Raw genomic sequence first — 12,729 nt, forward strand, 5'->3', positions numbered from 1 at the left:
CGGCGAATTAGGCGGTCGCTTCGATCACATTATTGGGATTTATCGCGACGCGCTGATTATGCTGCGAGGACGCGTCGCCTATGCTCACGATTGGGTGAGCAACGCGACCCTGGCGACGGCCTTTGCGGCCCTGCCAGGCGCTGGCTTTACGGTCGAGGGCGCCAAGCCGGTGAAAAATACGGCGCTGCTAACGACGGCTGCCGAGCTTCGGTTGCCTGGGGGCGCGGCCTTATTCGCCAAATTCGATGGCGAATTCTCTCACCGCTCGCAGATGTACTACGGCAGTGCCGGAATGCGCTATTCCTGGTGACGTCAACTCTCTCGTTTTAGGTATTTGAACTTAGTTTTTTAACCCGGCCGCCGATCCAGCGCTCGAAGATGGCAGGCCGAAACGAAGCGGCTGCCGGTGACGAAAGCAGAATGCAAATTTTTTCGGCTTATGCTGCATCCTTGCTGGCGGCGACTAACGCAAATGGTTCCGCGTGAATAATTCATATGCGCGCGCCGATGTCAGAGAACGCCCCGAAGACACTATCGTTTAAGCAATTCAACGATCCCTCGCCCACAGCTTCGCTGTAGGTGGCGCCCGGATTGCATCCATAACCGCGAAGGCGTCGCTCGCGACGTCACACGGTCCATAGAGGGGCCCCCAGCATCGCCGCTGTCCTGAACGTCTGCTGCGCAGGCGTTCAGGCAGCGGCTTTTTGTTTTCCTTGCGCGCTCAGACGGGTAGCAGATGAGGTTCGCGATGAAGAAAGCACAATCGCATCGATCGATGGTCCGACAGTCGCAGGGCGCGCTGGCGATGGCGATGGCGGCCGCGATCGTCGCAGCCGACGCCAACGCTGCGCCCCGCAAGGCCGTATCTGCGGAAGCCCCTTCAATACAGACTCAGCCAGCGACGGCGCAGCCCGCGCCGCCGCCCGCGCCCCCGCCGGCGCCTATGGGACTCTTCGGCGTCGATATGCCCGCCGCCGGCAAACTCGTTCTCTCCATTACGCCCATCTTCGCCAATCTGTCGGGCATCAAAATGGGAACGCGCACGGTCTCAAACGAATATATCGTCACGACAGTGCCGTTCTTTCTCAATCCCAGGCAGACCGTGCGCATCATCCCGCAAAACATTGCGGTCGCGACCCAAATTGTCAGCCTCAACTACGGCGTCACGAAAGATTTCGCGCTTTGTCTCACGGCTGGCATGGTCGAGAAAAATCTCAACGCCCTAACCTTTAAGGGCACATCCGGAATTCTGCCGCTCGGCAGGAGTTTGCCGGGAACGACGAGCCTTGCCGACGTCACCTTGTTGGGCATCTATCGCATCTATCAGGACGACGTTAACCGCATCCAGTTCTCACTGGGTTTTTCCTTCCCCGCCGGCAGCTACACGGCCACCTTCAAGGACTTTCTCCTGCCCACCGGGATTCGGAGCAACGTCCGCGGATTTTATGGGATGCAGCCCGGCACGGGCACGTTCGATTTCCTCCCCGGCGTCGTATATGCGGGCTATCTGGGACCGTGGTCCTGGGGCTTGACCTATCGCGGGCGCTTTCCGCTGGCCCCAAATACGCTGGGCTATTCCTGGGACTATCTGCTCAACTATCGCCTGACTTTCCCGCTCGGTCCCAATCCTTCGGGGGGCTACCGCTGGGGCGATCTGCATGAATTCAACGGCTGGGTCGGCTACACATGGACGGCGGGGCTGACGACCACCTTTCGCGCGAGCGGTTCAACGCAGGGCCCCATTCGCGGATTCGATCCCGAAATCCGTGGCCCGGCTGTGCCGGCAAATCCAGCCTTTTATGGCGGGCAGCGGGTCGAACTCTTCGGCGGCGCGACGATCAGCGGCAAGTTCATCGGTTACGAAAACACGATGCTCGCCATCGAGGCCGGTCTGCCCGTTTATCAGAATCTCAACGGTCCGCAGATTATGAAGAACTGGCAAGCAGGCATGTCGTTGCGGTTCAAGATATAAGCGTCGGTCGCTCTGGCGGCGGGTCGTGGAGATTTACCGCTCCCCGATACGCCGCTGCAGGCGCGACCGTATATGCGCGCATCGGACATCCGTGAATTGAAGATCGTCATCGTCGACGAAAGCCCCATCCGCTCGCTGATCCTTCAGGAAGGACTGCGTGAAGCCGGCTTCACGCAAGTCGAACGCATCGGCGAAATGCACAATCTCCTGAAGCAGATTTACGCGATCGACCCCGACGTCATTCTGATCGATCTCGAAAATCCTTCACGCGACACGCTCGAACAGATGTTTCAGGTCAGCCGCGCCGTGCGCCGGCCGATCGCGATGTTTGTCGATCAGAGCGATGCGGACTCCATCCAAGCCTCGGTAGACGCCGGCGTCTCCGCCTATATCGTCGACGGGCTGAAAAAGGAGCGCATCAAATCAATTCTCGACCTGTGCGTCTCGCGCTTCAAGGCGTTTTCGAAACTCCAGGATGATCTCGAGCGGGCGAAATCCGATCTCGAAGAGCGAAAGACGATCGAGCGCGCCAAGGGCATATTGATGAAGGCAAAGAAGCTTTCCGAAGAAGACGCCTACAAGTTGATGCGCGGCGCGGCCATGCGCGAAAACAAGAAAATCATCGAAATTGCGCGCTCGGTCATCACTGCGGCGGAGATGTTTAAATGACCGGCGAAGCGCATGTGAAAATCGGCTTCATTCCGCTTGTCGACGCAGCGGCGCTGTTGATTGCGACGCATAAGGGTTTCGCCAAGGCGGAAGGTCTCGATGTCGAACTGATCCGCGAAGTCTCCTGGGCGAATGTTCGGGACAAGCTTGCGATTGGCCGCTTCGATGCGGCGCATCTTCTGGCGCCGATGGCGGTCGCCTCCACCCTCGGGCTGGGTCATGTCCGCGTCCCGCTCGTCGCCCCGATCAATCTCGCGATGAACGGCAACGCCATTGCAGTGTCGACGGCGCTTTATGCTGAATTGGCCGCGGAAGGCGAGATCGCGCATCCGGCGCAAACCGCGCGTGCTCTCGCGAAGCTCGTCGCGCGCCGCCGCACGGAAGGACGAGACCCGCTGACCTTCGGCATGACCTTCCCGTTTTCCATGCATAATTATCAGTTGCGCTATTGGATGGCGGAAGGCGGAATCGATCCGGATGAAGATTTGCGGCTGATCGTTTTGCCGCCGCCCTACATGGTGGAAAATCTCGCGCGCGGTCAGCTCGACGGCTTTTGCGTCGGCGCGCCATGGAGTTCTGTCGCCGTCGACGCCGACATCGGCGTCATTCTGCATTTCGGCTGCGAGATTTTCGCGCGCGCCCCCGAGAAGGTCCTCGCGCTACGCGAAAGCGTCGTCCACGACAGCCCCAATCTTATCGCTGCGCTGATCCGCGCCCTGCATAAGGGCGCCGCTTTCGTCGACGACCCACAAAACCTGGACGAGGTTTCGCAAATCCTCTCGCGGCCGGAATATGTCGGCGTCGACGCCGAGATTATCCGCCGCGTTTTGACGGGACATTTGCGCATCAAGGCGCGTGATGAGCGAGCCGACGCCGATTACCTCATCATCGGAAAAGATGGCGCAATGCGGCCCGATCCTCGGCAAGCCGAATGGATCTATGCCCAGATGCTTCGCTGGGGGCAGACACGCTATTCATCGGAGATGGCTGATCGCGCGAAGGGCGTCCTACGCCCAGATCTTTTCGACGCCGCTATCGATGGCGCGCATAGCCAACGGGAAATTGGGGCCTTTGCGGGACCGTCCTTCGACGGGCGAAACTATGCGGATTATCTCGCCAGCTTCGCCATCGGACAGCGCGTCTAAGCGCTGAACCGCTGCTCAAAAGCGTTAGGCGTTAGGCGCCTTTCGCCTAAGCATTTGGCGCCGCAAGGCAGATGAGCGACCGTCGATAAGTGCGGAACGCTCGGATTTTCTCAGAAAAATCGCCTTCGGCGCGCCTGGCCCGAAATCTGCATTTCCTTAATCGGTCAACGACGACCGCCGGTCCGCCGGAAAGAGCCCGAAGTAGGGCTCCGTCACAGAAGACGTTTCGCAATTTGCGTGGCGCTTCGGTCGTCTTGCCCCTTCAATCGTTCCTAAGGCGAAGCGACCTGTGACCGGACCGTTCGGCCGTTCAGCAGAGTCGACGCATGACAGGATTGCACGTTTGTAAAAGCCGCGAAAAGCTCGTCGTCGTCGGCGCAGGCATGGCCGCCACGCGTTTCGTCGAGGAACTGACAAACCTTGCGCCGGATCGATACGACATCCTGGTGATCGGGGACGAACCGCGGCTTGCCTATAACCGCGTCCTGCTTTCTTCAGTGCTGGCCGGAGATTTGTCGCTCGACGATATCGAACTCAAGCCCTCACAATGGTGGCGAGCCGCCGGCGTTCAGGCGATGAGCGGCCGCAAGGTTGTTGAGATTAACGCCGCGGCGCGACGCCTTGTTCTCGATAGCGGCGAAACGATCGACTATTCGAAGCTCCTGCTCGCCACGGGTTCGCGCGCGGTCAGGCTGCCGATAGAAGGCGCCGATTTATGCGGCGTTCATGCGTTTCGCGACGTGCAGGACGTCGAGGCGCTTTCCGAACTTGAAGGAAGGGCCAAGCGTGCGGTCGTTATCGGCGGCGGTCTTCTTGGACTTGAAGCGGCCTATGGGCTGGCGCGACGCGGCGTCGACGTGACGCTCGCCCATGTCATGGATCGGCTGATGGAGCGCCAGCTCGATGCGGTCGGCGCCGACATCTTGCGCCGCCTCGTCGAAGAAAAGGGCGTGCGGATTCTGCTCAACGCCAATACGACGCGCATCAAAGGATCGGGCTGCGTCGAAGCGGTGGAGTTCGCCGACGGTCGAACGATTCCAGCCGACGCCGCAATATTCGCCGTCGGCATTCAGCCGAACGCCGGTCTCGCTAAAAACGCCGACATTAGTGTCGGACGCGGCGTGATCGTCGATGATGGCCTCGAGACGAGCATGCCCGGCGTCTTCGCTATTGGCGAATGCGCTGAACATCGCGGCGCTTGTTATGGGCTCGTCGAGCCAGCCTATGAGCAGGCCAGCGTCCTCGCCACACGCCTCGCCGGACAGGAGGCCTCCTATTGCGGCAGCGTCGTCTCGACGAACCTGAAAGTTTCCGGCGTGCGCGTTTTCTCGGCCGGCGATTATCTCGGCGAAGGCGGTGCGCGCCGCATCGTCTGCAAGGACCCGCGCATGGGAATTTACCGCAAGCTCGTCATTCGTGACGACAGGCTCGTGGGCGCGATCCTGATCGGAGATACGAGCGGCGCGGCCGATCTCCTCGATCTCATCCGTTCAGGCGCGGATATTTCGTCCATGTGCGACGAACTGATGTTCGGACCGCCGATGCAAGAGGCCGCCTGAGATGTCCGTCGATTTCACGCTCGACCAGAAGCGCTATCTCGAAGGCTTTGCGGCTGGCTTCTCCGCGCGCGGCGGACAAAAGGCGCAGCCTGCGCAAACGCAGCTGATGGGACCCGACGCCGCGCATATTTCGGCGCAGGATCGCGTCACAGCCGCAGGCGGCAAGCTGACCGATCAGGAAAAATGGAAGCGTGAGGAGCATCCGTTCGACGCCTGGTCGCGCCTTGTGGCTCAAGCCAAGGAGAATGCGCCGCCGAAGCCCGCCGACAATTTCCGTTGGCGCTATTACGGCCTCTTCTATGTCGCGCCGGCCCAGGACGCCTATATGTGCCGCCTACGCATTCCCAATGGCGCGCTCAATCATTGGCAGCTCGCTGGCCTGGCTGATCTCGCGCAAAATTACGGCGGCGGCTATCTGCATGTGACGACGCGCGCCAATATTCAGATCCGCGAGGTCGAGCCGAAAAACGCCACGAATATTATCGAGGCGATTCAGGACCTCGGTCTGTGGAGCAAGGGGTCCGGCGCCGACAACATCCGCAACATCACCGGCACGCCGACCGCCGGCGTCGATCCGCAGGAACTCATCGACACGCGCCCCTATGCGCGCGCCATGCATCATCACATCCTGAATGATCGTTCGCTTTACGGCCTGCCGCGCAAGTTCAATATCGCCTTCGACGGCGCGGGATTGATCGGCGCGCTGGAAGACACGAATGACATCGGCTTTCAGGCGGTCACGGTCAAGGACGGTCACGGCGTCGCGCCTGGCGTTTATTTCCGCCTCGCGCTCGGCGGCATCACCGGTCATAAGGATTTCGCCTCGGATACGGGCGTGATCGTGCCGCCGGGCGAAGCGGTCGAGATCGCCGACAAGGTTCTGCGCGTCTTCATCGAACACGGCGACCGCGCCAACCGCGCAAAAGCGCGGCTCAAATATGTGCTCGACGCCTGGGGTTTCGAGAAATTCATCGCCGCAGTCGAAGAAAAACTGGGACGCAAACTGCTTCGCGTCGCAGCCGACGCGATCGCCGAGCGCCCACGTCAGGATCGCGCCGCGCATATCGGCGTGCATCGCCAAAAGCAGGCGGACCTAAATTGGATCGGCGTTCTCCTGCCGGTCGGTCGTTTCACCCCCGAGCAGGCGCGCGGTCTCGCCGAGATCGCGCGCCAATTCGGCGACGGCGGCCTGCGTCTCACCGTCTGGCAGAATGTGCTGATCACCGGCGTCGCCAATGAACATGTCGGCGAAGCCGTCGCGATGATCGTGGCCCTAGGCCTTTCGACGCAGGCCTCGCCTATCCGCGCCGGCCTCGTCGCCTGCACGGGGAATTTCGGCTGCCGTTTCGCCGCCGCCGACACCAAGCGACACGCCGAAGAAATTGCGGCGCATTGCGAAAAGGCGGCGCCGATCGACACGCCGATCAACATTCACCTCACTGGCTGCCATCATTCATGCGCGCAGCATTATATCGGCGATATCGGGCTGATCGGCGCGCGCGTGCCGATCAATGATGATGGCGATACGGTCGAGGGCTATCACATTCTCGTCGGCGGCGGCTTTGGAGAAGATGCACGCATCGCTTCCGAACTCTATGAGAATGTGAAGGCGGAAGAGGCGCCGGAAATGGTGGCGAAAATTCTTCGCGCCTATCGAACGAACCGCGCGAGCGCGGACGAAACTTTTGTCGACTTCGCGCGCCGTCAGGACAGTGAGACGCTGCGTCGTCTCGCCAATGAGGAGAGCATGGCGTGACTCATTTGTCCTCTCCGCCTTTTCTCATCCCGCCGAACGCGCCTTTCACCCCCGAACAGCGCGCTTGGCTCAGCGGTTTCTTCGCCGGCTTCGACGCCCCTGATGACAGTTCGGTCACGCCCCTCTCGCCTGAAGACAACGCCGCCGTCCTGGCGGGCGGCGACGGCGACGATGGCGAAGCGCCCTGGCATGACCAGACGCTGGCGCTCGAAGCGCGCATGCAGCTCGCGCAAGGACGGCCGCTGCGTCGTCGCATGATGGCGGCCATGGCGCAGCAGGACTGCGGCCAGTGCGGCTATATTTGCGAGACCTATGCGGACGCGTTGGCTGCAAAGAATGAGACGCGCCTCAATCTTTGCGCGCCCGGCGGCAAGAACACGGCGCGCATGCTAAAGGCGCTTGCGACGGAGCTGGATGAGGCTCCGCCAGCGCCAGCCGTCATCACACAAGTTGAGCCTAGCGTTCCGACGTCTGGCGCCTCGCGCGACAATCCGGCCTGCGCGACTTTCGTTTCGCGCCGTCGGCTCAACAAGGAAGGCTCGGAAAAAGACACCTGGCACATAGAATTCGACATCGCCGCAAGCGAGCTGAGCTATCGGGTTGGCGACAGTTTTGGCGTATTTCCTAAAAATGATCTCGGCCTCGTTGACCAGATCATTGCGATGCTCGGCGCGTCGCATGTGACTCCCGTAAGAGATAAGACCCTGCGCGACGTGTTGCTGAGCGACGTCTCGCTTTCTCCGGCGCCCGATGCGCTTTTTGAGCTGATCTCCTTCATCACGGGCGGCGCGCAGCGCGAGAAGGCGCGTTTGCTCGCGCAGGGCGAGGATCCGGATGGCGACGCGGCGACGCTCGACGTCCTTGCCGTACTGCAGAAATTTCCTAGCGCCCGGCCCCACCCGGAAGCCTTTGTCGAAGCGCTGGAGCCGTTACAGCCACGTCTTTATTCCATCTCGTCGTCCCCCAAGGCGACGCCGGGACGCCTGTCGCTGACCGTCGACGCAGTTCGCTATGTCGTCGGCAAACGCAAACGTCTCGGCGTCGCCTCAACCTTTCTCGCCGAGCGCATTGCGCCGGGCGACAGTCTTCCCGGTTATGTGCAGCCGGCGCACGGCTTCGCCCTGCCGGACAATTCCGCAACGCCGATCATTATGATCGGACCTGGCACCGGCGTCGCGCCGTTTCGCGCCTTTCTGCAGGAGCGCGCGGCGACGCACGCAGCCGGCAAGACCTGGCTCTTCTTCGGTCATCAACGCTCCGCCTGCGATTTCTTTTACGCCGACGAATTCGAAACGATGAAGGCGACAAATCTGCTCACCCGTCTTTCGCTCGCCTGGTCGCGCGACGGAGCGGAGAAATTCTATGTGCAGGACCGCATGCGCCAAACCGGCCGCGAACTCTGGTCATGGCTGGCGGAGGGCGCGCATTTCTATGTCTGCGGCGATGCGCAGCGCATGGCCAAGGATGTCGAGCGCGCGCTTGTCGACGTGGTCGCCGAATTCGGCGCGCGCAGCGCCGATGAAGCGGTCGCCTTTGTCGCCCAACTCAAAAAGAGCGGGCGCTATCAACAAGACGTCTATTGAGGCCGCTCATGCTCGACGGAGTCGTGGCGCCCGCGCCGCTTGAAAATCTGCAAGCGCTAGCCGCGTCCAGACAGACGACAGCGACACGCTCCACCTGCCCCTATTGTGGCGTGGGTTGCGGCGTGCTCGCCTCGCCCGACGGCAAGCACGTCAGCGGCGATCCCGTCCATCCTGCGAATTTCGGCCGACTCTGCTCGAAGGGCTCGGCGCTTGAGGAAACGCTCGGACTTGAGGGTCGCCTTCTTCATCCAATGCGTCGTCAGGCAGACGGCGCATTGGCGCGGTTGAGCTGGGATGTGGCGCTCGATGAAGTCGCAGCAGGCTTTCGCCGCATCGTCGACCAGCATGGTCCCGACGCCGTCGCGGTCTACCTCTCGGGGCAGTTGCTGACCGAGGATTATTACGTCGCCAACAAGCTGATGAAAGGCTTTATCGGCTCAGCGAACGTCGACACCAATTCGCGCCTGTGCATGGCCTCGACGGTCGCCGGCCACAAGCGCGCATTCGGCGCCGACGTCGTGCCCGGTTGTTACGAAGACCTGGACGAAGCTGACCTCATCGTGCTCGTCGGCTCAAACGCGGCCTGGTGTCATCCGGTTCTGTTTCAGCGCATCATGCGCAACAAGGAAGAGCGCGGCGCCAAGATCGTCGCCATCGACACGCGGCGCACAGCGACGGCGGAGAGCGCCGATCTCTTCTTGCAGATCGCGCCGGGAGCGGATCAGGCGCTGTTTTGTGGCCTGCTGGCTTATCTCGCCAAATTCGCCGCGCTCGACGCTGCCTACATTGAGCAATACACCTCCGGATTCGAGAACGCTTTGGCGGAGGCGCAGCGCATCGCGCCGACGATAGAAGCCATTGCAATGGCGACCGGACTGCGCGAGATCGATATTGCTTCCTTCTTCGAATTGTTCGTGCGGACGCCGCGGACGGTCACGGCGTTCTCGCAGGGCGTCAATCAGTCGGCGCAGGGGACCGATAAGGTCAACGCCATCATCAATTGTCATCTCGCGACAGGGCGTATCGGCAAACCAGGCGCATCGCCTTTTTCGCTGACCGGCCAGCCCAACGCGATGGGCGGCCGCGAAGTCGGCGGACTTGCAAACAGCCTTGCCGCTCATATGGGCTTTGATCCCAGTAGCGTCGATCGTGTCCGCCGCTTCTGGAATGCGCCGCGCATCGCGACGCGCGATGGATTGAAGGCGGTGCAGATGTTCGACGCCATCGCGCGTGGCGACATCAAGGCGCTGTGGGTCGTCGGAACCAATCCGGCAGCGTCTCTTCCGAATGCCGATGTCGCGCGGTCAGCGCTCAGCAAGCTCGAACTCTTCATCGTCTCCGACAATGTGACCTCGAACGACACCATCAATAGCGGCGCGCAACTGCTTCTGCCGGCGCAGGCATGGGGCGAAAAAAGCGGCACGGTGACAAATTCGGAGCGCCGCATTTCTCGTCAGCGCGCTTTTTTGCCTGCGCCGGGAGAGACTCGCGCCGACTGGGCGATCTTCGCCGATGTGGCTCAACGGATGGGTTTTAGAGGTTTCGACTACCACTCGGCCGCCCAAGTCTTTCGCGAACACGCTGCCCTTTCGGCTTTCGAGAATGATGGAACGCGCGCTTTCGACATTGGCGGACTGGCGCGGCTGAGCGACGCTGAATATGACGCGCTTGAGCCGACGCAGTGGCCGCGCCGCGCGTGCGACGTTAAAGGCCGCGCGCGTCTCTTCGCCCAGGGCGGCTTTTTCTCTCAAAATGGACGAGCGACATTCATCGCGCCAGCGAAGCCTGCCTTGGCGACAAGGTTGACCGAAGACTTCTCGCTTCGGCTCAACACCGGCCGCATACGCGACCAATGGCACACGATGACGCGCACCGGCGCGAGCCCCCGCCTCGCGCGACATCTTCCCGAACCCTTCGTAGAGATCAATCCGTCAGACGCAGCGCGTCTTTGCATAGAAGACGGCGGATTCTCCCGCGTCGCGACCCCATATGGCAATTGCGTCTTGCGCGCGGTCGTAACCGATCGTCAGCCTGCTGGACATATCTTCGCGCCGATTCACTGGACCGATGATACCGCAGCCGACGCGCGCGTTGGCGCACTTGCCGCCCCATGTGTCGACCCGTTCTCCGGACAGCCGGAATTAAAGGCGACGCCAGCCGCCGTCTCGCCCTTTCGCTTTGCGCGTCAGGGCTTCATCCTCTCCCGTAAGCCGACGGCTCTGCCCGAAAACGTGTGGTGGACGCGAGTCTCAATCGCTAAGGGGTACGGCTATCGAGTCGCCGCCAATCTGCAAGATGACGATTGGGCCGAGATCATTGGCGCCGCTACGGTCAGCAAAGACATTGTCCAGTTGATCGACGAAACGAAAAGCGTTTTCTCCGGCGCCGCCTTCGTCGAGGATCAGGCGACGTTCATCTGGTCTCTGTCTCCCCTTTCCCCGCCCTGGGAGCTGGCCCTCGAACTCTTTGCCCGCGAACGTCTGGATGATTCGGAGCGACTGTCGTTCTTATCCGGGCGCTCGGGCGGACAATCAACCAACGCGGGTCCGCTCGTCTGTTCCTGTTTCAGCGTCGGCCAAAAGCAAATCGAAGCTGCCATTCAGCAGGGATGTCGCTCCGCATCGGACGTCGGCAAAGCCGTCCGCGCAGGCTCCAATTGCGGTTCATGCCGGCCAGAAATCGAACGTCTCGTCAAGACCGCTCTCACCGCCGCGTCTGCAACAGGATCTGCAGCGCCTCTACAACACCAAGCATGAAAAAAGGAGCATCGGATGAATCTCTCTGATTTTAGGAAGGCGGGTCATTGGCCGACGCTGCTTGCGGCCTTCCTCTACTTTGACATCAGCTTCATGGCTTGGGTCTCACTCGGCCCGTTGATGATTTACATCACCAAGGGCATGCCGATTTCCATCGAGGACAAACTTTCGCTTGTCGCCATTCCGGTTCTCGGCGGCGCATTCTTTCGTGTTCCGCTCGGCCTTCTCTCCGACGCTATCGGCCCAAAGATGACGGGCGTCGCCGCGCAGGCGATCGTCATGTTCGCCGTGTCTTTGGTGTGTGTCTTTGGTCTTACTAGCCCGATCGCCATCGCGCTGTTCGGCCTATCGCTCGGACTTGCGGGAGCTTCCTTCGCCGTCGCCTTGCCGCAGGCGGGCCGCTGGTATCCGCCGCAATATCAGGGTCTGGTGATGGGCATTGCGGGCGCCGGCAATATGGGCGTCGTGCTCGATACGCTTTTTGCGCCTTCGATCGCGGAGGCTTACGGATGGCAAACAGTCTATGGCGTTTTGCTCGCGCTGATGGTTCTGGTGCTTCTTGTCTATGCATTGGCCGCCAAGGACGCGCCCGGCGCCAAAACCAAGATCGACCTTACGGGCTACGGCAGAATGCTCGCCGACTCGGACAGCCGTTGGTTCATGTTCTTCTACTTCATCACCTTCGGCGGCTTCGTCGGTCTCGCCTCCGCGCTGCCCCTCTACTTCACGACACAATATCACGCGACGGGAGTCGCCGCGGGCCTTATGGTTGCGCTGATCGTCGCCTTCGGCTCGGGTTTCAGACCGGTGGGCGGCTATATCGCGGACCGCATTGGCGGCGTGAAGACGTTGTCGTTTCTCTTCCTCATCGTCTCGGCCTGCTATTTCGCCGTCGCCTTCCTTCCGGCCGGAGCCGCGCCAGCGAAGGGCGTGGCGGGATGGGGCCTGATGCAGCTGCCGCCCGTCGCATTCGCAGCGGTGGCGTTATTCTCCGTTGGCGTGCTATCGCTCGGCATGGGCAATGGCGCGGTGTTTCAGCTGCTGCCGCAGCGCTTCCGCCAGGAGATCGGGGCGATGACGGGATTAGTCGGCGCTGCGGGCGGTCTCGGCGGATTTTTCCTGGCCAAGGCTCTCGCGTTTTCCAAAGGAGCGACGGGCGGCTTCACGGCGGGCTTCACCTTCTTCGGTTTCCTGGCGCTGCTCGGCCTCGTAGGTCTGATCTTCGTTAAGACGCGCTGGCGCACGACCTGGGGCGCGGTTTCCGGCGCACGGATCTGAGTTGAGAAGCG

General features: G+C 61.4%; 9 protein-coding genes. All 9 read left to right on the top strand.

Annotation, left to right across the window (positions count from 1 at the left end; translation table 11 throughout):
- Positions 1 to 310 (top strand): autotransporter outer membrane beta-barrel domain-containing protein (locus FEV16_RS12925; protein WP_210234885.1); only part of this gene is annotated, 310 nt, incomplete at its 5' end.
- Between the two features lie 438 nt (positions 311 to 748).
- Positions 749 to 1,972 carry an alpha-amylase gene (locus FEV16_RS12930; protein WP_246657319.1) on the top strand — a complete coding sequence of 408 codons (1,224 nt, stop codon included), beginning with the start codon at positions 749 to 751 and terminating at the stop codon, positions 1,970 to 1,972.
- A 72-nt stretch (positions 1,973 to 2,044) separates the two neighbouring features.
- The gene (locus FEV16_RS12935) at positions 2,045 to 2,641 is read left to right on the top strand and encodes an ANTAR domain-containing protein (RefSeq protein WP_138168059.1); all 597 of its coding nucleotides are present in this window, start codon (positions 2,045 to 2,047) and stop codon (positions 2,639 to 2,641) included.
- Positions 2,638 to 3,786: a CmpA/NrtA family ABC transporter substrate-binding protein gene (locus FEV16_RS12940; protein WP_138168060.1), complete on the top strand. Its 1,149-nt coding sequence runs from the start codon at positions 2,638 to 2,640 to the stop codon at positions 3,784 to 3,786. The genes FEV16_RS12935 and FEV16_RS12940 overlap by 4 nt, the downstream gene beginning before the upstream one ends.
- A gap of 326 nt (positions 3,787 to 4,112) precedes the next feature.
- Positions 4,113 to 5,345, top strand: a complete 1,233-nt coding sequence (locus FEV16_RS12945) for an FAD-dependent oxidoreductase (RefSeq protein WP_138168061.1) — start codon at positions 4,113 to 4,115, stop codon at positions 5,343 to 5,345.
- Position 5,346: 1 nt separating this feature from the next.
- The gene (locus FEV16_RS12950; protein WP_138168062.1) at positions 5,347 to 7,101 is read left to right on the top strand and encodes a NirA family protein; all 1,755 of its coding nucleotides are present in this window, start codon (positions 5,347 to 5,349) and stop codon (positions 7,099 to 7,101) included.
- The gene (locus FEV16_RS12955) at positions 7,098 to 8,684 is read left to right on the top strand and encodes a sulfite reductase subunit alpha (protein WP_138168063.1); all 1,587 of its coding nucleotides are present in this window, start codon (positions 7,098 to 7,100) and stop codon (positions 8,682 to 8,684) included. Before FEV16_RS12950 ends, FEV16_RS12955 begins: the two co-directional genes overlap by 4 nt.
- Before the next feature lie 8 nt (positions 8,685 to 8,692).
- The gene (locus FEV16_RS12960; protein WP_171015226.1) at positions 8,693 to 11,440 is read left to right on the top strand and encodes a nitrate reductase; all 2,748 of its coding nucleotides are present in this window, start codon (positions 8,693 to 8,695) and stop codon (positions 11,438 to 11,440) included.
- Positions 11,441 to 11,455: 15 nt separating this feature from the next.
- Entirely contained in the window at positions 11,456 to 12,718 is a 1,263-nt protein-coding gene (locus FEV16_RS12965; RefSeq protein WP_138168064.1) for an MFS transporter, read from the top strand.
- Positions 12,719 to 12,729: the final 11 nt, after the last annotated feature.

The organism is Methylocystis sp. B8, from assembly GCF_005771425.1.
Taxonomy (GTDB): Bacteria; Pseudomonadota; Alphaproteobacteria; order Rhizobiales; family Beijerinckiaceae; genus Methylocystis.